We start from the raw sequence: 23,353 nt of genomic DNA, 5'->3' as shown, positions 1-23,353 counted from the left end.
ACAAACCCTTGGGCTATTTACTGAAAAAAATTGATGCATCTCCAGCCCGTTTGGATAGTTTGCCATTTTCATAAACTCCCACTTTTTCTAACCACTGCTGAAATTCAGGAATCGGTGTTAGATTTAATAATTCTCTTAAAGTAGGGGCATCATGGAAACTCGAGCTTTGATAGTTAAGCATAATATCATCTCCTGCAGGTGTTCCAATCAGGAAGTTACATCCAGCACTAGCTAATAGAACGCTGAGATTTTCAACATCGTTTTGATCCGCCTTCATATGGTTGGTATAACATACATCTACCCCCATTGGAATCCCCGATAGCTTACCCATAAAATGATCCTCAAGACCTGCGCGAATTACCTGTTTACTGTCATATAAGTATTCTGGTCCAATAAACCCAACAACGGTATTCACCAAGAATGGCTGATACTTTTTAGCTAGTCCATAGCATCTTGCTTCTAAGGTGACTTGGTCTACTCCCATATGGGCATCTGAAGAAAGCTCAGAGCCTTGACCTGTTTCAAAGTACATGACATTTGGTCCTGTAGAAGTTCCTTCCTTTAGTACAAGTTCTCGGGCTTCAGATAGAATACTGTCACTTACACCAAAGGCTTCATTTCCCTTCTCAGTTCCTGCTATACTTTGAAAAATCAAGTCTGAGGGTGCTCCTTGTCTGATGGCTTCCATTTGTGTTGTCACATGAGCTAATACACAGGTTTGTGTAGGAATTTGCCACTGTTGCTTTACTTCTTCGAATAGTTTTAAGACATTCTTTACACTATTTACTGTATCATTTACAGGATTTAATCCCAGTACAGCATCCCCTACCCCATAGCTTAGGCCTTCGTAGAGAGATATCTTGATTCCTTCTATGTTATCGGTTGTGTGATTCGGCTGAAGTCTATAGGCCAGTGTTCCTGCCTGACCGATGGTTGTATTACAGTGGGCAGTGACGATGATTTTTTTTGCACCATAGACCAAATCTATATTAGACATGAGTTTAGCCACCGCTGCCACCATTTCACTGGTCAATCCTCTGCTGATTCTTCTAATATCACTGCTGGTGGTTTCACTATTTAAAATCCATTCTCGTAATTCAGCAACTGTCCAGTTCTGAACTTCTCCATAGATTTTTTCATTCACACCGTCTTGAATAATTCTGGTCACTTCATCTTTTTCATAGGGTACAGCTGGATTGTTTCTGATATCCTTTAATGTTAGATTGCTTAATACTTCCTTGGCTGCTATCATTTCTGTAATAGAAGCTGCCGCCAGTCCAGCCAGTTTGTCTCCTGATCTTTCCTCATTGGCTTTCGCCATCACTTCATTTAAGCTTTTAAACTGATAAACTGTACCAAATAATTTTGTTTTTAATAGCATGTTCTATCTCCCTTCTATGTTCAATAATTTAATACCAAGGTTTTTATAATTACAGGTACTACTTTGCCATTGGCCAAAGGTTTACCGATATCAATGTAATCCCCATTATCAACTCTTATTGAATCAATACAGAGGACGTCCCTTTTTTGGGGCAGGTGGGCCTGAATGCCTTGTCCCAGTATCTTTGCCATATCATTTTCAACGATAATAATCAGTGGTTCCTTCTCCCCCAGCTTATTGTCCATCCCTTCAATGATAGCTTTTGCTAACACTTGTATCTCTTGAAAGCCTGGGTTTTTTATCCCTTTCATGGCTAAGGCTACTAGCTGCTGATCATTTTCCAGGCGAAACCAATCTAATTTTTCAGCAATTCTACGACTTAACTGTTCATGGTCAAGTCCTTCATCCTCTCTGCTTAATCGCAAAATGGGAATATTCTTTATAGGTAAAATCGATGCTTCAATGGTGATGGTACTACCGCTGATCTCTGTTGTATGAGTTCCTGCTCCTACAACTGTTGCGCCAATGGTTTCACTGGCTTGAATGACTTTGGAAGTCTCTAACCAAGGGGAGGCGGCTATAGCTTTCCCAAGCAGAATGCCGATATCGCCATATCGGAAAAGGGGGACACTTCCCTTGTTAAAGATACAATCCGCCACACCTCCTGAAAAAGAAATAAAATCGATTTCCTTCTCCCATTTTAAAGGAGCCCCAGTCAGCATCTCCTGTAGAAGAGGGGTTGCAGGAATCACCCCTATGCTTTCCGCCAAAATATCTGCCATTCTTCTGCATATACCTTCTACTTCGTCTACCGACAGTCTTTTGTCTACTTGAACATCGATTCCGATATCCTTCGCTAAAGTTTTTATTTTGTTAGAAGCATAGTTGACTTTTAATTGGTCCTCCTCAAACTTAATCAAACGCCCTCCGATGTCAAGGCAAGCAGTATCAACGACTTCACCATTTTTGAAAATGGCTATATTGGTTGTGCCTCCACCAATATCTAGGTTTACAACAGTACAGCCTTTTTCTTTAGAAAATTTTCCTGCCCCTGCCCCTTTACCAGCAATAATGCTTTCTAGGTCTGGGCCTGCAGTAGCCACCACAAAGTCACCGGCTAAACCGCTGAGGGTATTGAGGATTTCATTGGCATTTTCCTTCCGAGCAGTTTCTCCTGTAATAATTACCGCCCCTGTATCAATTTTTTCAAAGGAGATATTTGCTTTTTTATATTCCATCTCAATAATTTTTCTAACAGTATCTCCATCAATTCTTGTTTCTGATAGCAATGGTGTGAAATGTATATCGCTTCTGTAGATAATTTCTTTATCAATAATTTGTATTTTAGGAATTGCTGTCATGGAAGCTGTATTTTCAATAGTAAGTTTGCTAAATACCAACTGCGTAGTAGATGTTCCAATATCAATACCTACACTAAAAATGTTTTCTCTCAAAATTTTTCCTCCTTTCTCTATAAAGACAATGGGGCCAAGAATCTATGTGTTTTCATAAATCCCTGGCCCCATCGCCTTTAAAAAGCACCCCATTGTGCTTTATTTATTCGTTTTTAAAATTAAACCGTATTTCCGTTCCAGTATTACTGGAATTCATTTGAAGATTACCGTAAAGCCTTTCTCGAACAATACTATTGACAATACTTAACCCCAGACTTTTTCTTTGAGGCTTTTCTGTATCAAAGCCCACACCATTATCAGTTACAGTAACCTGCGTATAGATTTCACCCTTTTGAATCGTAATTTCAATTTGACCATCTTCCCTTCCTTCAAAACCATGTTCTAAAGAATTTTGTAAAAGCTCATTTACAACCAGTGCAATAGAGGTAGCTTTATTAGAATTTACAGTGATAGGATCTCCTTTGATTTGAATACTGATATTTTTTTCTGGAGATACCACATAATCCAGTGTACTCTCCTTCATTCTCTCTAAGATGGTTCGCAAATCAACATCATCCACACCATTTTGAGCCAGCAGTTCGTGGGTAATGGCAATGCTTAAAATTCTACTAATACTTTCGTTGAAGGCTTTCTTTGCTTGATCCTGATGAATGCGTCGTGACTGCAGCCTCAACAAACTGGCAATGGTTTGCAAATTATTCTTCACACGATGATGTATCTCACTAATGGCAACAGATTTTGAGATCAGTTCCATTTCTTTTTCCTTTACCTCTGTAACGTCATTGATAATCATAATAATTCCGGTAATTTTATTTTCATCCTCCATGGCTACATATTTTACCCGAAGGGATAGTTTTCCTATTTTCACTTCTTCTACATTGACAAAATTGTTATGCACGATGCCCGAAAAGCTCCTGCCGCTTAATGCTAAATTGCTGAAGGCTAATCCAACGATTTCGTCTTGATAACCCAGTTTTTTATAAAGTTGATGGGCCTCAGGATTACAATAAGTAGCAATGCCATTGCTGTTGAACATAATAATGGCCTCATTCACATGATGAATAATTGTATTTTCTGCACCCTTCAACGTACTTAAGGTTTCGGTTAATTTTTCTGTTGTTTCCAATAGATCTTTCATCTCTTTGTCTCTCTTAATATGCTTTGTAATATCTTGTTCAATAATCAAAACACCAATCACTTGACCTTTCTTATTCCTTATAGGCTCTACACTTTGTCTAACTGTTTTGTTTTCCTGTGTCAATGCCTTTAAATCCCTAGATGAAACCCCGGTTTCTAGTGTTCGTAAAGCAGCAGGTTCATTTTCTCCCAAAGCAAATTTCCCGACAACTGAGTGCTGGTACATGGATTCTTCCTGCGTTTGTTTAGCTTCTGCCACGACGACAGCGATGTTGGGGATATTGGTTAGACAATCGATGAAGACATCTGCTTTAATCGCTCTAGAGATCAGTGGTAACATTTGCTTTAGATTTTCTAGAATAAGAATATCTGTATCGGATAGTTGTGTATAGGTTTCACAAAGCTCCCTTAACATCCACTCACCCCTTAGTATCCTTATTGATTCATGGTAATAATCCTTGCTATTTCACCCATAGAGCGTCTTTTGGACATGCTTAATGTCCTTATTTTATTGTAGGCTTCCTCTTCTGAAAGCCCTTCAGTTTTCATCAAAATCCCCTTTGCTCTTTCAATTTGCTTTCTGTCCTCTAACTGCATCTGTGCTTTTTTTACCTGTTGCTTCATCTCTTTAAATTCTTTGCTTTTAGATACTGCCACCTCTAGAGCAGGTAATAGGTTTTTTTCATTGATGGGTTTAACAATATACCCCATCGCTCCTGCTTTTTTAGCCTCTTCTACAAATTCTTTTCCACTATAGGCGGTTACTAATACAATACATTCTGCCAACTCATCTTGATTGATTACTTCAGCTGCCTTTAAACCATTCAATAAAGGCATTTTCACATCCATTAGTACCAAATCCGGTTTATACTTTTTACACAACTCAATTGCATCAAATCCATCTGAGGCTTCACCTACAACATCGTAGCCTTCTTCCAACAACATTTCTACTATATCCATCCTAGTAATAGGTTCGTCATCGGCTATTACCACTCGCCCTTTCATGGCACCTTCCTCCTTTGATACTTTCATAATCTCCATTGATTATCTTAATTCGTTTTATTCCCATTATATAATTGATTTAAAACCCATAAGCTGTTTGTCTTGGTACAAAAACATAGAGAAGCCTGCAAAGAAAAAATATTTTCTTTCTTGCAAGCTTCACCGCTCTTTCAACACTACACAACGTTGGGTAGTTGTCTTTATTTTTTATTTATTATCCATCATATCATAATGCTATCTCTATGGCAAGTCTTTTCTAACAAAAATTCTTTATTGATAGAATCTTCTTTATATTCTTTCCTTCGCTTCAAACTTTGTATGCAATAGTTTCTTCGCCAGTTCTCCATAAGGTTCTCCTAAGTATTCTTCGTAGAGTTTTATAACCTCAGGATTTTCATGGGATTTTCTAATGCTTTTCCGCTGATCCTCTCTATAAATGGCTTGCTGACGTTTTTTTACGATTTCATCATTACCATAATGATAAGGCTGACCACCACCGCCAATACATCCTCCTGGACAGGCCATGATCTCAATGGCATGATATTCCCCTTTGCCATTTCGAATATCCTCTAGCAATTGTCTAGCATTTCCTAACCCATGAGCAATCCCTATCTTGATTTCTTTTCCCTTTAAATCCACAGTGGCTTCTCTTAGTCCTTCCATGCCTCTTAATTGTTTGAACTCTACATTTTCTAAGGTTTCACCTGTCACCCATTCATAGGCTGTACGCATAGCTGCTTCAATTACTCCCCCAGTGGTACCAAAGATGCTGGCTGCACCTGTGGATTCTCCTAGAGGATGATCAAAGTCTTCATCTGGCAGCTTATCGAAGTCAATCCCTGCTTCCTTTAGCATATCCCCTAATTCCCTTGTAGTAACAACGATGTCTACATTGTCATGATCGTCAAGGCTCAACTCTGTTCTGGCAGCCTCCGCTTTTTTAGCAACACAGGGCATAACAGAAACCACCACCATTTTGTTAGGATCAATCCCCATTTTTTCAGCTAGATAGGTTTTTGCTAGGGTACCAAACATGATATGAGGAGATTTACAGGTAGAAGGTACGTCGATCATATCTGGAAATTGATGTTCAATAAAGCTTACCCAAGCGGGACAACAACTGGTCAACATCGGTAGACGTCCACCGGTTTCCAGACGATGAATTAATTCTTTTGCCTCCTCCATAATGGTTACATCTGCGCCAAACTCAGTATCGTAAACCTGATCAAACCCTAATTTTCTCAAAGCCGCCGCTAACTTTCCTGTGACAATGGTTCCTGCCTCCATACCAAACAGCTCTCCTAATGCCACACGAATGGCAGGTGCTACCTGCACCACTACATACTTATCTGGATTATGTAATGCCTTCCATACCTTCCTTGTATGGTTTACCTCTGTTAAGGCAGCAGTAGGGCAAACTGCTACACATTGACCGCAGTAGGTACAGGAGGTTTCTACCATTGGCAAGTTAAAGGCTGGTCCCACCACAGTTTCAAACCCTCTGTTTAAAGCCGATAGAATCCCGCAAGTTTGTATTTCATTGCAGGCAGTTTCACATCGTCGACATAGGATGCACTTATCTTGATTCTTTATAACTGCTTGACTAGAAGTATCTAAGTGATACTTGTTTCGCTTTCCTGAATAGTGAATTTCCCGTATATTTAAGTCTTGTGCAAGGGATTGTAGCTCACACCGTAAGTTTCTCTGACAAATAAGACAATCTGTGGGGTGATTGGAAAGCAATAGTTCCACCGACATTCTTCTAGCCTTAATTGCCTTCACAGTATCCGTATGAATTACCATTCCGTCATTTACAGGTGTTGCACAAGCTGGGGCGAGACTAGGTCTATTTTCCACCTCTACCATACATACTCTACAGGAGGCGGTACGGTTTACCATCTTCAAGTCATGCAAATCCAAGTGACATAAGGTAGGAATCTTAATTCCTGCCTCTACTGCTGCATTTAAGATGGTATATTCCCTTGGTACTTCTACTTCTTTATCATTAATGGTCACTTTTACGTATTCCTTCAAGTTTGCACCACCTTTATCTATATAGATATTATTTTTTTATTCATACTAACTTTCTTCATTATTTCTTATCTTCACTTTTTTTCAAAGTCCTTTGCTGTCCTCAGAATAACAACCTAAGTCAAATGTCATTATTTCTTTATTGTCCCTCTTGGTTTTTAGGAGGAGGAGCTGCTTTCTTCTTCTTACCCATAGCACATACTCCAGCAGGGCACTTTTTATTAACCACATGCTCATGATACTCGTCAGCAAAATACTTCATGGTACTTAAAACTGGATTAGGAGAACTCTGCCCTAGACCGCAAAGAGAGGCATCTTTAATCATTCCTCCTAGATCCTTTAGAACCTTCAAGTCTTCTTCCGTGCCTCTGCCATTAGTGATTTTTATTAAAGTTTCATGAAGTCTCTTGTTACCAATTCTACAGGGGGTACATTTGCCACAGGACTCATCTTCTGTAAATTCTAGATAGAACTTTGATATATTTACCATACAGTCATCTTCGTCCATAACAATCATTCCCCCTGATCCCATCATAGAACCGACTTCCTTTAAACTCTCATAATCGATGGGAATATCTAAGTCTGCTTCAGGAATACATCCTCCAGAGGGTCCTCCCGTCTGTACTGCTTTAAATTTCTTTTGATCTCTAATGCCACCACCAATGTCGTAGATAATTTCTCTTAAGGTAATCCCCATAGGCACTTCCACCAAACCTACATTGTTTACTTTACCTGCTAAGGCAAAAACCTTCGTACCCTTACTTTTTTCTGTACCTATGGTATTGAACCATTCAGCTCCCTTTAGAATAATCGCTGGAACATTGGCAAAGGTCTCTACATTGTTTACACAGGTAGGCTTGTCCCATAAACCACTTTCTGCTGGAAAAGGAGGTTTTGCATTTGGTTCTCCTCTGCCTCCTTCTACAGAATTAATTAAGGCTGTCTCTTCGCCACAGACAAAGGCTCCAGCACCATACTTGAGTTCAATATCAAAATTAAAGTTGGTATTGAATATTTTTTCTCCTAGAAATCCATATTCCCTAGCTTGCTCTATGGCAATATTTAGCCTGTTAATCGCTAGTGGATACTCTGCTCGAATGTAGATATATCCTTTTTCTGCCCCGATGGCATAACCTGCGATGGCCATAGCCTCCAGTACGCTATGGGGATCTCCTTCTAAAATACTTCTGTCCATAAAGGCTCCAGGGTCACCTTCGTCAGCGTTACAAATAATAAATTTTAAATCATTCTTATTTCTGAGGGCAAGCTCCCATTTATATCCCGTTGGGAAGCCACCGCCGCCTCTTCCCCTTAGTCCACTATCTTTTACGATTTGTATGACTTCTTCTGGCGTCATCTGTGTTAATATTTTTCCAAGAGCTAGGTAACCATCTTCTGCTATATATTCTTTGATATTTTCTGGGTTGATGAAACCACAGTTTCTCAAAGCAATACGCATCTGCTTGTGATAAAAAGATATATCCTCTTGCTTCTCGATCTTTTTGCCTAAAGTAGGTTCTTCATACAATAATCTTTCTACCCTTTTTCCTCCAAGAATATGTTCCTTAACAATTTCCTCTGCATCCTCTGGCTTCACCTCTACATAAAAAACATGGTCAGGATAAATTTTTATAATCGGTCCTTTTTCACAAAACCCAAAGCAGCCAGTTTTGAGTACCTGCACTGTTTCATTACACCCAGCTTTTTTCAATTCTTCTTGGAGACGACCTATGATCTCTCTACTTTCTTGAGATTCACAGGCAGTCCCACTACAAACTAATATATGGGAGGAATGATTTTTTTCATCGATTTTCTCTGCCTTTTCATGACTGCTTTTTCTTATACCTAAGTCCTTATTCGCCTCTTCCCTAAGTACTTTTAATTCCTCTAAGGATTTTATTGTCTTCACTTTTACACCTCCTACTGTTGATATTCAGATAAGATGCCTTCTACTTCCTCTGGTTTTACCCGTCCATAGACTTTATCATTGATGACGATTAGTGGTGCCAAACCACAAGCTCCCACACATCGGACATCTTTTAATGTAAATTTCCTATCTTCTGTTGTATCTCCCACTGAGATCTTTAGCTTTTCTTGAAACTCCTCTAATATTTTGTTGGCTCCCTTTACAAAACAAGCAGTACCTGTGCAAACATTGATGACATATTCTCCCCTGGGTTCTTCTGTAAAATAGGTGTAGAAAGTAACAACACCATTTACCTTTGCCCCCGTGACCCCTAGTCTCCTGGCAATAAATAATTGAACATCCCTTGGTAGATAGCCAAAAATATCTTGAGCATGATGTAATACCTGGATCAGTCGACCTTCTAAAGAAGGTAATCCGTCTATGTAGTCTTCTAGCTTTTCATAATGCTCCTTCGGTATAGGTTTTTCTAGATTGTTTTTTTCCTTTACTCTAAGCTCCTCTGGCATTTGACTCCTTCCTCTCTAAGTTCAAGATATAATCAACTATTATTGTTTATAAATTGACGATTCATTATTCTTGTCAATAAAAAATAGCCAAAGTTTTTTTCTCTTAATAGAAAAAAACTTTGGCTATCTTCTTAGTCACCTTAATCTTTATCATTCTTTCATAGGCGTTAACTTAAACCATAATTTGTCATCCTGAGAGGAGCGAAGCGGAGTCGAAGGATCTTAGTGTTAGTAAAATGACAGTGCGAGAGTATTTTGGTATTCGTTGTATTAAGTTAACGCTAATGATCATTCTTTATAATTTATATATGCCTTTAGTTTATCCGCACAAGTATTCATTACTAACTCTTCTGGTACTTGAAGACTTTCAATCATCTCCTCAGCAAAAGTAAATTTACCTATGTCAAAAGCAATATGAGAGTCACTTCCTATAGCTACGGGAACCTGATGGTCTCTACAAGCTTCTAAAATTTTATAACAATTTTCTTTGCTGCCTGCTCTAAAACTATCAGGTTTTAAAGAACTATTATTAATTTCTATTAGGGTACGATACTCTTTGGCAGCTGCTACAACTTTTTCAATGTTTATGGGATAAGCAGGGTTTCCAGGATGCCCAATCATATGTATATAGGGTTTTTTCATTAAATTGATTAGGGTGTTGGTATTCTCCTCCACTGAGCCTGGCTTAATGCAGGGATGATGAAAACTGGCAATAACCATATCTAATTCCTTTAAAACATCTTCAGGAATATCCAGTTTTCCACGATGATCTAAAATGTTTACCTCTACTCCCCTTAAAATTTCTACCCCGTTTATTTTTCTAGGTATGACTCGAAGATTTCTAAAGTACAAAAGATGAGTACTACCTGGCATCTTGGGGCCATGATCTGTTATGGCTATTAAGTTAAACCCTATAGCAGCAGCATGTTGTGCCATTTCCTGTATGGTGCTGTAGGCGTGTCCACTGGCTAGTGTATGACAATGTGTATCTAGTACAAATTTCATAAAATGTGTCTCCCTCCAAATCTTATTTATTGGACCTGTGCAATTTCTTTAGTTACTTCGATAAAAAAGCAGATATATGAACATAGCTGCCACCTTCTATTAATTTATCCATGAAGAAGCAAATTCTCTCCACCATTTTTTACCACAGATTTTATACTTCTATTATAACAACTTCTTCCAAAAATAAAAAGTTATGTCCCATTATGGTAAAAGTAAAGAGGTAGATCAGATCTACCTCTTTACGGATTTGTTAAAGTATTACACCCAGAAATATCTTCCACCAAATAGCACTACTAGTAGTAACAAGAAGAATAATAAGCTGTCTCCTGATCCTCTAAAGATACCGCAGTTACAGAAGATAATCACTAGTAATAAGAAGAAAAATAATATGCTGCTTTGACCACCGAAAGCTCCGCCAAAAAAATCTTTTTTAACAACTTCACTCATTTATAGCACCCTCCTTATATTCTTATTAGGACTGTCTCTAGTCTTAATATATATTATGTTCAAACAAAAAAATGGTTACTAATATTTACAAAGTCTACAAATCAAATTGTTGCTTATCTATTTAAAACAGGTGGAGTAGACCCTCCACCTGCTTCCTAATGGTTCAACTTACTAAAACCAGTTCATTAGATTAATGAAGATCCACCTACCTCAACAGGCAATAAATTTCATAAAAAGTCTATATCCTGCATATGTTACCACCGGTAAATAGTACTACTAAAATCAAGAAGAAGAATAACAAACTATCTCCTGAGTCCTTAAAACATGGGGAGTTACAGAAAATAATCACCAGTAATAAGAAGAAAAATAGTAAGCTGTTCTGACCTATTCCTGCTACTGGACCTCCACCACCACAAAGGCTGCCTAATAATCCTGTACCTTTTGCACAATCACTCATTCCTTGCCACCTCACTCTCTCTTGGTTTTGTATCAAGTCTCATTTTATCTTATGAATTATAAGGATATTTGGTGCAGGTTTCCAAAAAAGTTGAATCCTTTTCTCTACAACAAAAACAAAAAAAGAGCAGATAATTTTAATATCTGCCCTTCTTCCCTTCTTAACTTACATATTAGAAGATTTTGCTAATTTGCTTTTTCTAGTAAGACCTATATATAATATCGGAATGACAATTGCTGGTACGGAAATATAGCCTATATAACCATAACCCTTTGCTACAAGAGGAATTAAACCAAAAAGGGCGATCCCCCATGTCAACACTACATAAACCCCAGAGGCAATGATTTCTGCCTTCTTATCTGAGACACCCGTTTTTTCCTTACCCAAAGCACTAATTACTCTTTTAGCACCTCCATAAATTAGGTTTACTCCTGTAGAGATAACCCCTAAGAAAATTAAAACAGATACCAATAACTCTCCAGCTCTTCCACCTACCCCATTGTTAATAACGTATAGTACCGGTACTGATTCTGTCAAAATAGCTGGATAATAGCTTAAAATTACAACAGCAGCAAGTCCTAAAATAGAAGCATTTAATATAAATCCTGCAATAGCTGCCTTTTTTGCATCTCTTTGATCCTTTAATACATCCGCTACCGCTACATAACTACCTAACACCGCTGCCTGTAGTCCTCCATACTTTAAGGCTTCCCATATAGGCGGCCATGTACCTTGAGGAGCTGGTGCTGCAGCAATGACTTCTTTTAATCTTGGTAAAATAGCAATGAAGTTACTTCCATAAATAATTAATAGTCCTACAATCACAATAATAGCAATCCAAGAAGCCACCGCTCTAATCATATCTGCACCATAGATTGTTACAATAAACATAATGATGGCTATAACAGCAGTGTTTAGTATATAAGGTGTACCTATTACCTGCGTTAAAGTAGCTCCGCCTGTGGCAAAAGCAACGGCTGTGGCGGTAAATAAAGTAAGATTAAATACAATTTCGTAAAGGGTTGTAAATATTTTTTCATAAGGACTATAAAAGGCATCACACCAGCTCTTATAATCAAATTTTTTGTGACTTACACTAAAATCCCAAACAAGATAAAAAACCACAGCATTTATCCCCATCGCTATAATAGGTGTCACCAATGCATACCATCCATACTGCACAAAAAACTGTACTAACTGTCTTCCAGAGGCAAATCCTCCTCCGAAATGTGTTGTAAACCAAACAAAAGCTACAGCAAAAAAAGCTGGCATAGCACTAGCAGGACTCTTTTTCATTTGTTTTCCTCCCCCAAAATTTTAATTTATTTAACATTGACTACGGTGCCCGGGTTTAAAATACCATTAGGATCAAAGGCCTTCTTGATTCCCTTAATTAAGTCTATTTCCTTTTCACTTAACTGGAGGTTTAAATTAGTCATTCTTGTTTTACCTACACCATGCTCCGCTGTAATGGTACCCCCATACTTTACAGCCGTTTTGTACATCGCTTCTTTTAGCTCCTCGTAATAAGAAGGAATTTCACCATTCTCCCTCATAATAAAATTGTGGATATTGCCATCTCCAGCATGTCCCACGGCTGGTGTTCTTGCCCCATACTTATCTGCCAATGCAAAGATATCATTCATAAAGTCAGGAATAGAGCCAACAGGTACTGCCATATCTAAAGCATCTGCTGCATCATGAACAACTGCTGTATATACATTGCTTCGAATAGATAAAATAGACCGTTGTTCCTTTGCGGTTTCCGCAATTAAGGTGAATACTGCATTATGATTTTCACAAAGGTCTACAATAGTTTCACTTTTTTCATAAAGTTCATCCTCTTTGTCCTCAGAAAGAATAATCATAACATCCACACTACCCTCTTCCGCTGGCCATTTCTCTCCGATATGTGCCGCCGATTCTAGGGCTATGTCTCTCTCCATATACTCAATCGCCAAAGGTGTGATTCCTTGCTGTAATATTTTTGGTACAACTGCTATAGCATCCTTGCGATTATTAAATGAAATAAGCAAAGTGCCCTTATGCTTAGGCTCTGGATACAATTTTAGTGTTACCTTTGTCACAATCCCTAAAATTCCTTCGCTGCCAATCATAAGGTGCAGCAAGTCTAGTCCAGCATTATTTTTAATTAATTTTCCACCTAAGTTAACAATCTCTCCTGTAGGTAGTACTACTTCTAACCCTTTGATTTGATTTCTCATGATCCCATGCTTTACCGCCCCAGCACCTCCGGCGTTTTCTACCGCCATGCCACCAATATGGGCCCCCTCATCTCCTGGATGTACTGGGAAAAATAAATTGTCATATTCGTGAAGTTTTTCTAGAAGTGCCGCCAGTGTTACCCCTGATTCACAAGTTACCATTAAATTTTCTTCATCAATTTCTAAGATCTTGTTCAGCCTTTCATCCGATAGAATGATACTGGTTTGGGTTGGTATAGCTCCACCACAAAGTCCAGTACCCCCACCTCTTGGCACTACTGGTACCAAGGCTTCATTGGCATACTTTAATATTGCCGCTATCTCCTCAGATGTTTTAGGTTTTACAACTACACAATCTTCTGCTGCTTTAGGACGAATCAGTGCTTCTGTTTCATCATATAGGTAGCCTCTTGTCTGATCTAAGTTGGTCAGTACCCAATCCTCCCCTACAATATTTTTTAAAGCCTCCACTACTTCCTGTCTCATCTTTATCCCCCTTGTGTATATTAATTTTTATTAAGTTCTCTTCTTAAGCATTGGCTAAACTAGTTTTTTCGTTACTGACTTTTTTAATCAGCATAGGGATAACCTCATATAGGTCCCCCACAATACCAACATCTGCAATGTTAAAGATAGGTGCTGAAGGATCTGTATTGATGGCTACAATGTTTTCTGCCTCCCTCATTCCCGCCAAATGCTGTGGTGCACCAGATATACCACAGGCGATATATACCTTGGGTTTCACACGGTTACCGCTATAGCCTACCTGATGATCACTAGAAATATAGTCTTCCTCTACAACAGCCCTACTAGCCCCAACTACACCACCTAACAATGTTGCCAGTTCCTTTAACATTTTAAAATCTTCTGGGGATTTTAGTCCTCTTCCCCCTGCTACCACCACTTCTGCTTCTGTGATATCAGTTTCATTAGATTGTAACTGCTTTAATATTCTTACAGCTGGACTTTCTAACAAGATAGCATCCACTTTTGCAACCTTTCCTTGACGCTGTGGATCTCTTTTGGCCTCCGAGAATTCTTTATAGCGAATCGTTGCCATTTGAGGATAGGTTTTTGTCTTAATATGGGCTAAAATATTGTCGCTGAAGGCTGGTCGAATTTGAATTAGCTTTCTGTCTTCATCGATCCTCAGTTCCGTACAGTCCGCCGTTAATCCAGTTTCTAAGCTGCCTGCTACCCTTGGCGCTATGGATCTTCCAAAAGAGGTAGCACCAAACAAACATATTTCAGGCTTTATACGGTTTATAAGGGTCACAATATTTTCCTTATACAATAATTCATCCGGCTGATTAAATGCATCATCCTCTCCATAAAAAACTTCATCTGCTCCTCTATAAATCAGTTCCTCAACAGCCATATTCTTTGGTCCCAACACAATAGCATATATCGGCACTTCTAGCTTTTGGGCTAATTCTCTTCCCTTGTTTAAAAGTTCAAAGGTAACCTTATGGAGGTTGCCATCTTTTTGTTCAGCAAATACCAAAACTCCTTTATGTACCTGTTCTGTCATCTCTACTTATCCCTCCATTACTTTCGTCTCTTTAAATAGTTCTATGAGCGTATCCGTAGCTGCTAATATATCGTCTCGAAAAATTTTGCCTTCCCTTGTAGGCATAGAAGGTACCTCAATCTTATTTACCCATGTTGGAGAACCCTTCAACCCAGCCTCTTCTACAGTTAGGAAATCTTGTAAATCTGCAAGGGTAAGTTTCTTTATTTCCGCTTTTCTAGCCATCATTTTTCTTTTAAAAGCAGGTAATCTAGGGGTGTTAATGTCCTTTGTCACAGTAATTAAACCCGGCAGCTTCATCTCCTTCAGGTAGGACCCAGAAGATATTTCAGATACCACCTGTAGGCCCTCTAAAGTAACTTCTTCTATATTACTCACATAAGAAACATGAGGTATATTTAAATAATCTGCTGTCTCAGCACCCACCTGCCCCGTATCTCCATCCACCGTTTTTTCTCCCGCAAGAATCAAGTGAAAATCTCCCATCTTTTTTATCGCTGCTGCCAATGTATGAGAAGTGGCCTTTGTATCAGCACCACCAAAATATTTATCAGTAATTAAGATACCTTCATCAGCTCCACGAGCAATAGCCTCCCTTAAAGCATCTTCTGCACTAGGAGGTCCCATACTGATGACTGTCACTGTAGCATCGGTTTTCTCCTTTATCTGTATAGCTGCCTCTAATGCATTTAAGTCAAATGGATTAATTTCTGTTCCAGCAGATTTTCTATCTATTGTACCTTTTTCGCTGTCGAACTTTACTTTTTCCATATCAGGTACTTGTTTAATCAGTACCACAATCTTCATTCTGATTCCCCCTCGAGTCTTTTGTTTTAAAAATAAATTGTAGACCTAAAAAAATTTAAGTATTAAGTATAATTTTATTTTTTTAAATATAGTTTAATTTTTAAAAAATATTTTATCATACATTTTTTTAATAGTCAAAATATAATTTTAATTTTGATTTTTATTTTGTCGAAGATTGTATGGATGTGTCCCCTTAAATTTTAATATGTTAAGACGCATATTTACAGCCCACAGTTTCGGGGTGAAACCGTAGACCGTGTATATTAAAATTTAACTTTAGAAGTGCACATCTAATAGCATTGACTTAATGGTAGAACATTTATAATATAGAAGCATAATTTAATAATAAAGGCTAATAATTAAAATAAATATGAGGTGGTTTTTGTGAACATTATTGTACAAAAATTTGGGGGCACATCTGTTGCCACAAAAGAAAGACGAGAAATGGTGATTAATAAGATAGATGAAGCTAAAAAAGCAGGCTATGCTGTGGTTGTAGTAGTGTCTGCTATGGGTCGCAAGGGTGACCCTTATGCTACCGATACATTACGGGGGTTGGTTGTAGAAAATGCTCCTATTCTTAATTTAAAGCATCTAGATCTTTTAATGTCCTGCGGAGAAGTGATTTCTTCCGTCGTACTGGCTTCTGCTCTAGAGGCAGCTGGTTACCCAGCAGTACCTCTTACTGGCTATCAAGCTGGTATTCAAACAGATGATAAGTTTAGCAGTGCAGATATCTTAAGTATAAATGTCAATAAAATACTGCCTCACTTAGAGGAAGGAAAAGTCGTTATTATCACTGGCTTCCAAGGGGCTACCAAAGATGGTTTCATCACTACCTTAGGTCGCGGGGGTAGCGATACTTCAGCTACAGCTTTAGGTGTAGCATTGAAGGCAAAACAAGTAGAAATCTATACAGATGTTGACGGGATTATGACAGCGGACCCAAATGTAGTACCAAGGGCGAAAATAATTGATGAAATCAACTATGATGAGGTATTTCAAATGGCAGAAAAGGGGGCGAAAGTAATTCACCCTAGAGCAGTAGAAATTGCTCAAAACGGTAACATTCCTGTTAAAATCAAAAATACTATGTCCACCCATCCTGGCACCTGCATACACTATTGCCGCAAAAATGGAGGAGCTCTATATTCTACTCAAGCATGTAAGCAGTTATTAACAGCGATTACGCATAAAGATGGCATTGTGCAAGTTGTTATTTATATGGAAGAAGATTCTTCAAAGGATAGTCATTTATTATCTGCCTTAGCTGATGCTAATATTAGTATTGATATGATTAACTTCTTTGTAGATAAGAAGATTTTTACTATTGAAGCAACACAGGCTACAGCGCTAGAAGAAATACTAAAAGACTTCGGCGTAAAATATTCCCTCCTTAAGGACTGTAGCAAAGTTACGATTATAGGCTCCCGCATTACTGGCATACCAGGTGTCATGGCTACAGTAGTAAATGCCTTAGCTGACAAAAGCATTAAAATTTTACAAAGTTCTGATTCTCACGCAACCATCTCCTGTCTAGTAAAAGAGGAGGACGCAAAAAAAGCGGTAAATACTTTGCATGAGGCTTTCCAGTTGTATCAGTAATAAAACTAAGTAAAACAAAGCCTTCCTTTGGAAAATTTAAAGGATGCCATGCTGAAACCTATAGGGGAAATTATAACTTATCCATAACTTATCAAGTTTATAATTTTCTATCGGTTATAAAAAAATCAGGTGAAAATGACACTTCACCTGATTTAACTTTTCAGAAACCATTTTTTAAAAATCTTTTCCTAAAAATCGTCTCTCTTTTATTAAACTTTGTCTATTTTGTCTGCTCTACATCTTCTGGGTCCTGCACTTGTAATCTCTGCAGAATTAGTTTATAGCCATCTGCCCCATAATGCAGACATCGATTTACTCTACTAATAGTGGCTGTGCTGGCACCAGTAATCTTTTCTATCTCATTGTAGGTACCACCTTCTTTTAGTAGTTTTGCTACCCCTAACCTTTGAGAAATAGATTGTATTTCCTTAATGGTACAAACATCTTCAAAAAATCTATAACATTCTTCTATAGTTTCTAGCTTTAATATGGCCTCGAATAGTTCATCTGTAAACTGATCTTTGATTTTTGATTCATAGGACATTTTTTCACCTCTAATCCTTACTTTACTATCATAACTTTACTATCATAAGCGTTAACTTAATACAACTATTTCCCAAATTCTGTCGAACTGTCATCCTGAGCGTAGCGAAGGATCTTGGAATAACGAGGAATGATGACAAATTATAGTCTAGGTTAAAGCTAATGATTTTACTATATAAATATAAATTCGACTAATCTTTTTTATTTCCTCTTCCTTGCAAAAACTTTTTCACTTTAATGCGTTATTTAAATTTTTTATGTGAAAATTTACCATTAAATTTTTCTAGTTTATATTATTGACTTTTTATCTAAAACCTAATATAATTTACTTCAGTGGTTAAGATAATTAATGAAAAATATAAATATAATAAACTCTTATCAAGAGAGGTGGAGGGACTGGCCCGATGAAGCCCGGCAACCACGATATATTACGTATATCGAAGGTGCCAATTCCTGCAACACATTGGTGTTGAAAGATAAGGAAGAGAATTGTTTTGTGATGCCTCTTTCCTTATGAAGAGGTTTTTTTAATGGAAAAAACCAATACGTTTTAAAACTCTTATCAAGAGAGGTGGAGGGACTGGCCCGATGAAACCCGGCAACCACGATATATTACGTATATCGAAGGTGCCAATTCCTGCAACACATTGGTGTTGAAAGATAAGGAAGAGAACTGTTTATGTGCCTCTTTCTTTGCGAAGAGGTTTTTTTTATGGCAATTATTTTTCAAGGAGTGATGAAATGATTCAGTTAAAAAATGTCAGCAAACTTTATGAATCTAAAGAAGGTAACGTCTTAGCGCTAAAAAATATTAATTTAACTATAAACAAAGGAGATATTTACGGGATTATGGGCTTAAGTGGTGCGGGAAAATCTACCTTGATCCGCTGTATCAACCTATTAGAATCCCCTACCAATGGAGAAGTGTGGGTAGATGGTGTTGACTTGACTAAACTTTCTCATAACCTTTTACGTCAGTCTCGTAGAAACATGGGAATGATTTTTCAAAACTATCATCTTCTTACCAGCAGAAATGTAGAAAAAAATGTAGCTTACCCTTTAGAACTCAATAACGTAAAAAAGCATGAAATAAATGAAAGGGTAGAACAACTATTGCAGTTAGTAGGTCTTTGGGAGAAAAGAAAGCATTATCCATCGCAGTTAAGTGGTGGTCAAAGACAAAGAGTGGCTATCGCTAGAGCCTTAGCTACCAACCCCCAAGTCCTCTTAAGTGATGAAGCTACTTCTGCTCTAGATCCTATCACCAGTAGAAGCATCTTAAATTTATTACAAGAAATTAATGAAAAACTAAACATTACAGTGGTATTAATCACCCATCAGATGGAGGTTATAGAGCAGATTTGTAAGAAAGTAGCCGTATTAAAAGATGGAGAAGTCGTAGAAGAAGGTTCTGTTCATCAGGTCTTCAAAACACCCCAACATCCCTATACAAAATTGTTGTTGGGTAATAAGGGTCTTGAGAAGCATCAACCTATTCCTCTTGATCTATTTAGAAATGTTAAGGCAGGTGGATTATAAAATGGAAAGATTATTAAGTCTTATTATTCCTTCTATACAAGAAACACTTTATATGGTCTCTTTCTCTACACTTTTAGCCGTATTGTTAGGAACTCCTTTAGGAATCCTTCTTGTGGTTACTAGAAAGGACCATATTATGGAAAACAAGGCACTGCACCACTGTTTTTCCTATGTTGTGAATATGGGGCGTTCTTTCCCCTTTATTATTCTAATGATTTCTATTATTCCCTTTACTCGTATGGTAGTGGGAACCGCTATTGGAACAACCGCAGCTATTGTTCCTCTGACGGTAGCCACCATTCCTTTTTTTTCTAGGGTGATAGAAAATGCTCTCCTAGAGGTAAACAAGGGTGTTATAGAGGCATCTCAGGCAATGGGTGCCAGCAATTTTCAAATTATTTATAAGGTTTTAATTCCAGAAAGCATGCCAGCAATTATCTTAGGTATTACCATCACCATCGTCAATGTCATTGGCTACTCCGCCATGGGAGGAGCAGTTGGTGCAGGTGGTTTGGGAGACTTAGCAATTCGATACGGTTATCACCGTTTCGATAAAGATATTATGTTATGGACAGTAGTACTACTTATTTTAATGGTGCAAATTGTTCAAGCTTCAGGAAACTTTATCGCTAAAAAAATTGACAGGAGGTAACAAAATGAAAAAGAAGAGTATTTTATTTATTGTTGGGTTATTAGTAATAACATTATTAGCAGGCTGCACACAGGGTACACCTGCGGCAGAGGTTGAAACTACAGACGTCGAAGGTGATGTAACAGTATTAACAGTCGGTGCTACACCAGTACCTCATACAGAAATATTAGATTTTATCAAGCCTATTCTTCTTGAAGAGGGCATCCAATTAGACATAAAAGAATTTACTGACTATGTGACCCCTAACTTAGCTTTAGCTGATGGCGAAATTGATGCCAACTTCTTTCAACATGTACCTTACATGGAAACATTTGCTGCTAACAATAACGTACAGTTAAGCGCAGTAGCTAAAGTGCATGTAGAACCCCTAGGGCTTTATTCTAGGAAGCTAAATGCTCTTGAAGATTTAGAGGACGGAGCTACTATCTCTATTCCAAACGATCCAACCAATGGTGGTAGAGCACTATTATTGTTACAGTATTATGGTTTAATTGAGTTAGCAGAAGATGCTGAACTAACAGCTACTGAAAAAGACATTGCTTCTAATCCAAAAAACCTAAAGTTTATTGCCCTAGAAGCTCCACAATTACCTAGATCATTAGACGACGTAGCAGCTTCTGTTATCAACACCAACTATGCCTTAGAAGCAGGATTTAACCCTGTAAGAGATTCATTAATTATAGAGGACGCTAATTCACCTTATGCTAATGTATTAACAGTACGTCCAGAGGATGAAAATAAAGAAACCATTTTAATTCTAATTGATGTATTAAATTCTCCAGAAGTAAGAGAATTTCTTGAAACAAAATATGAAGGAGCAGTTGTTCCAGCTTTTTAATTTCTTTTCTTTGAAAAGTGCTAAGAATATTCTTGGCACTTTTTATTTTTTTGTTAGAAGTCACTGATAAAAAAAACTAGTATTTGCCATACTAATAAAAAGTGGATGAGGAGGAGTGAAAATGAAAAAAAAATATCTACCTTCCCCTAGAAATCCTCAGGATATCATTGATGACACTTACAATGCTAGGGATTTTGAAATAGAAAATAAAGATATGAACGCTTATGTTATGCCTTTAGATATGGTACGGGATGTAGATGCCTTTGATGCTAAGTACTTTTATGAAGAAGAATGGCAGAAAATCATGAAAGGGGAATAACCCTTTACTAAAGAAAACTTTAAAGCCGTCAAAGTAATGAAAACATTCATTACCTTGACGGCCCCTTTACAATATAAGCATAAATTAACCTTCACTTAACACAAATTGTCCCATTTCCTCCTGCATACTAACTGTCATTGTGCTTAATGTTTGAGCTGTCGATGCCACTTCTTCTACCGAGGCACTCATCTCCTCAGAAGAACTAGCTATATGTTGAGCAACAGCTGCATTTTCTTCGGAAATTTTTAAAACAGCCTCTACATTGGAGATAACATGGTTTTTATTCTGATTTACATCTTGGATGTCACCACTAACATTTTCTATTTTTGGTAGAATACCTTCTATATTATGTAATATTTCTTTAAAAGAATTTATAGTTTCCTCTACTACCCTCTCTTGGGTTTGTAAATTCTGAATACCATCAGCTGTCACATAGGTAATTTTCTCTCTATCGGTTGTAATATCCATCAATAATTCATTGATATTTTGAGAGGATCTTTGTGACTGATCTGCTAACTTTCTGATTTCATCAGCAACTACAGCAAAGCCCTTTCCAGCTTCCCCTGCTCTTGCAGCTTCGATAGCAGCATTTAACGCCAACAGGTTAGTTTGCTCTGATACACTATTGATTAATTCTGTAATATCTGAAATTTTACTGATTTTTTCGTTTAGTGAAGTTACATTACTACTTACTTGGTGGAAGGAAGTACTAATATTTTCTGTAGAATTCACCAAATGCCGCAGTTTCTCATTTCCTTGTAAAATCATTGCATCTGTTTGTTTTGTACTAGTATGAATTGCTCCTACATTATAAACAACCTTTTCTAGTGCCTCACTAAAATCATTTAATATATCCTTAACCATTTCCAGTTCTTGTGTTTGATCATTAGAACCCTTTGCCACTTCTTGTACAGCCTCAGCAACCTCCTGTGCCGCAGCTGTCATCTGTTGGCAGATGGCAGATAGCGTATGAGCACTGTCGCTGTTTTGATGAGAATTTTCTTTAATATTCTTAAGCATTTTAGAAAAGTTTTCTACTGTCTGTGCCAATGTTTTCTTCATCATCCCAAATTCATTTTTCCCCGTGGTATCTATAGAAACGGATAGATCCCCAGTAGCAATCTGTTCATAAACCTCTAACATTTCCTGAATAGATGATCTAAAGGTCTTTATAATAATTAGGGAAAAGAGCAACAACAAAGCAGCCCCTATTATAAAAATTCTTATAAGACTTTTATTGTTTTCATCATAAATAGCAGCACTTTCTTCATTTAGAAGCTCTGCTTGTTCTTTATTATGTACTAAAATGTAGTTAAGGTTATTTAAAATAGAATTTCCTCTAGTATCTAATGTAAACTGCTCACTAGTAATTATTTCTTCTCCCGCCATCAATTTTTCTTGTAGTTCCTGCCAAATTTCCATGTATTGATCATACAATTGCATACTATTGGCAAATATAGTCGAACTTCTATCAGTCTCATCATCTATTGCTTCTAGATATTCACTTATTTGCTCCCTTAGCTCTCGATCTAGTCGATTGATATTATTAGCAATGCTAGGATTGTATCCCATTTCTAACATCCGCAGACTTTCTACCCTAATATTCATAAACTTATGATTGATATCACTGGCTTGTTGACTGGGGATAATGGCATCATGATACATACTATTTACTCGTTGATTAATATTATTGATTCCTGTATATCCTGTAAAACCTATAAGCATCATAGATATAAGACCTAAAAACACGATAGTCCCGATTAAATAATTGAGTGAAATATTCCCTAATACTTTCTTCACGTTGTCTTACCCCCTTATAATAGAAGTCATAATATTTTTTAATGTAAAAAAATTCTTCTTTGGACAATATTAACATGAATTTCATCAAATTTCAATATAATCTAATTATACTGTTTACAAATAATAAGCTAGTACTAATTTTACTGAATATTCTATCTAGTGTATGAAATACCCCTGTCGCTTCCT

General features: G+C 37.4%; 21 protein-coding genes and 2 riboswitches. Of the genes, 5 read left to right on the top strand and 16 right to left on the bottom strand.

All coding sequences use genetic code 11. The features are described 5' to 3' along the window. Nucleotides 1-13: 13 nt before the first annotated feature. The 14 genes from CACET_RS01970 to CACET_RS01905 form a co-directional block, all read right to left on the bottom strand. Nucleotides 14-1,381, bottom strand: a complete 1,368-nt coding sequence (locus CACET_RS01970) for an ethanolamine ammonia-lyase subunit EutB (RefSeq protein WP_044823206.1) — start codon at nt 1,379-1,381, stop codon at nt 14-16. A 20-nt stretch (nt 1,382-1,401) separates the two neighbouring features. Then, nucleotides 1,402-2,835, bottom strand: coding sequence for an ethanolamine ammonia-lyase reactivating factor EutA (gene eutA, locus CACET_RS01965; RefSeq protein ID WP_044823207.1), 1,434 nt, complete (start codon nt 2,833-2,835; stop codon nt 1,402-1,404). A 103-nt stretch (nt 2,836-2,938) separates the two neighbouring features. Beyond that, nucleotides 2,939-4,348, bottom strand: coding sequence for a sensor histidine kinase (locus tag CACET_RS01960; protein ID WP_044823208.1), 1,410 nt, complete (start codon nt 4,346-4,348; stop codon nt 2,939-2,941). Nucleotides 4,349-4,368: 20 nt separating this feature from the next. Beyond that, complete coding sequence (locus CACET_RS01955; RefSeq protein WP_044823209.1) at nt 4,369-4,938, bottom strand: ANTAR domain-containing response regulator; 570 nt, start codon at nt 4,936-4,938, stop codon at nt 4,369-4,371. A 285-nt stretch (nt 4,939-5,223) separates the two neighbouring features. Further along, the gene (locus CACET_RS01950; protein WP_044823210.1) at nt 5,224-6,969 is read right to left on the bottom strand and encodes an NADH-dependent [FeFe] hydrogenase, group A6; all 1,746 of its coding nucleotides are present in this window, start codon (nt 6,967-6,969) and stop codon (nt 5,224-5,226) included. Between the two features lie 136 nt (nt 6,970-7,105). Next, nucleotides 7,106-8,809 carry a NuoF family protein gene (locus CACET_RS01945; protein ID WP_242846873.1) on the bottom strand — a complete coding sequence of 568 codons (1,704 nt, stop codon included), beginning with the start codon at nt 8,807-8,809 and terminating at the stop codon, nt 7,106-7,108. A 77-nt stretch (nt 8,810-8,886) separates the two neighbouring features. Continuing rightward, nucleotides 8,887-9,399, bottom strand: coding sequence for an NADH-quinone oxidoreductase subunit NuoE family protein (locus CACET_RS01940; protein WP_044823211.1), 513 nt, complete (start codon nt 9,397-9,399; stop codon nt 8,887-8,889). 288 nt (nt 9,400-9,687) lie between these two features. Further along, complete coding sequence (locus CACET_RS01935) at nt 9,688-10,404, bottom strand: phosphatase (RefSeq protein ID WP_044823212.1); 717 nt, start codon at nt 10,402-10,404, stop codon at nt 9,688-9,690. 258 nt (nt 10,405-10,662) lie between these two features. Further along, nucleotides 10,663-10,851, bottom strand: coding sequence for a hypothetical protein (locus tag CACET_RS01930; RefSeq protein ID WP_044823213.1), 189 nt, complete (start codon nt 10,849-10,851; stop codon nt 10,663-10,665). A gap of 238 nt (nt 10,852-11,089) precedes the next feature. Beyond that, nucleotides 11,090-11,308, bottom strand: a complete 219-nt coding sequence (locus CACET_RS01925) for a hypothetical protein (RefSeq protein ID WP_044823214.1) — start codon at nt 11,306-11,308, stop codon at nt 11,090-11,092. Between the two features lie 165 nt (nt 11,309-11,473). Continuing rightward, nucleotides 11,474-12,604 (bottom strand): YkvI family membrane protein, encoded by a 1,131-nt coding sequence (locus CACET_RS01920; protein ID WP_044823215.1) that lies wholly within the window; start codon nt 12,602-12,604, stop codon nt 11,474-11,476. A 26-nt stretch (nt 12,605-12,630) separates the two neighbouring features. Next, nucleotides 12,631-14,019 (bottom strand): FAD-binding oxidoreductase, encoded by a 1,389-nt coding sequence (locus CACET_RS01915; RefSeq protein ID WP_044823216.1) that lies wholly within the window; start codon nt 14,017-14,019, stop codon nt 12,631-12,633. A gap of 43 nt (nt 14,020-14,062) precedes the next feature. Further along, nucleotides 14,063-15,064 (bottom strand): electron transfer flavoprotein subunit alpha/FixB family protein, encoded by a 1,002-nt coding sequence (locus CACET_RS01910; protein WP_044823217.1) that lies wholly within the window; start codon nt 15,062-15,064, stop codon nt 14,063-14,065. A gap of 6 nt (nt 15,065-15,070) precedes the next feature. Beyond that, nucleotides 15,071-15,871, bottom strand: a complete 801-nt coding sequence (locus tag CACET_RS01905) for an electron transfer flavoprotein subunit beta/FixA family protein (protein WP_044823218.1) — start codon at nt 15,869-15,871, stop codon at nt 15,071-15,073. Between the two features lie 384 nt (nt 15,872-16,255). Between CACET_RS01905 and dapG the strand changes: the two genes are divergently transcribed. After that, complete coding sequence (gene dapG, locus CACET_RS01900) at nt 16,256-17,476, top strand: aspartate kinase (protein WP_044823219.1); 1,221 nt, start codon at nt 16,256-16,258, stop codon at nt 17,474-17,476. A gap of 220 nt (nt 17,477-17,696) precedes the next feature. Here dapG and CACET_RS01895 read toward each other — a convergent pair whose 3' ends face one another. Then, the gene (locus CACET_RS01895; RefSeq protein ID WP_044823220.1) at nt 17,697-18,020 is read right to left on the bottom strand and encodes a YerC/YecD family TrpR-related protein; all 324 of its coding nucleotides are present in this window, start codon (nt 18,018-18,020) and stop codon (nt 17,697-17,699) included. A 371-nt stretch (nt 18,021-18,391) separates the two neighbouring features. After that, nucleotides 18,392-18,502: riboswitch (SAM riboswitch) on the top strand. 73 nt (nt 18,503-18,575) lie between these two features. Then, nucleotides 18,576-18,686, top strand: a riboswitch (SAM riboswitch). A gap of 74 nt (nt 18,687-18,760) precedes the next feature. Between CACET_RS01895 and CACET_RS01890 the strand changes: the two genes are divergently transcribed. From CACET_RS01890 to CACET_RS01875, 4 genes are all read left to right on the top strand, one after another. Then, entirely contained in the window at nt 18,761-19,558 is a 798-nt protein-coding gene (locus CACET_RS01890; protein ID WP_044823221.1) for a methionine ABC transporter ATP-binding protein, read from the top strand. A gap of 1 nt (nt 19,559) precedes the next feature. Beyond that, nucleotides 19,560-20,210, top strand: coding sequence for a methionine ABC transporter permease (locus tag CACET_RS01885; RefSeq protein WP_044823222.1), 651 nt, complete (start codon nt 19,560-19,562; stop codon nt 20,208-20,210). A 4-nt stretch (nt 20,211-20,214) separates the two neighbouring features. Beyond that, nucleotides 20,215-21,048 carry a MetQ/NlpA family ABC transporter substrate-binding protein gene (locus CACET_RS01880; protein WP_044823223.1) on the top strand — a complete coding sequence of 278 codons (834 nt, stop codon included), beginning with the start codon at nt 20,215-20,217 and terminating at the stop codon, nt 21,046-21,048. Between the two features lie 121 nt (nt 21,049-21,169). Next, complete coding sequence (locus tag CACET_RS01875; RefSeq protein ID WP_044823224.1) at nt 21,170-21,367, top strand: hypothetical protein; 198 nt, start codon at nt 21,170-21,172, stop codon at nt 21,365-21,367. A gap of 84 nt (nt 21,368-21,451) precedes the next feature. Here the strand turns inward: CACET_RS01875 and CACET_RS01870 are convergent, their stop codons facing one another. Beyond that, complete coding sequence (locus CACET_RS01870) at nt 21,452-23,167, bottom strand: methyl-accepting chemotaxis protein (RefSeq protein WP_044823225.1); 1,716 nt, start codon at nt 23,165-23,167, stop codon at nt 21,452-21,454. Nucleotides 23,168-23,353 lie beyond the last annotated feature (186 nt).

The organism is Clostridium aceticum (assembly GCF_001042715.1).
Lineage (GTDB): Bacteria > Bacillota > Clostridia > Peptostreptococcales > Natronincolaceae > Andreesenella > Andreesenella acetica.
Note: the sequence above shows the minus strand (reverse complement) of the source record. Positions and strands in the feature narration are given on the sequence as shown.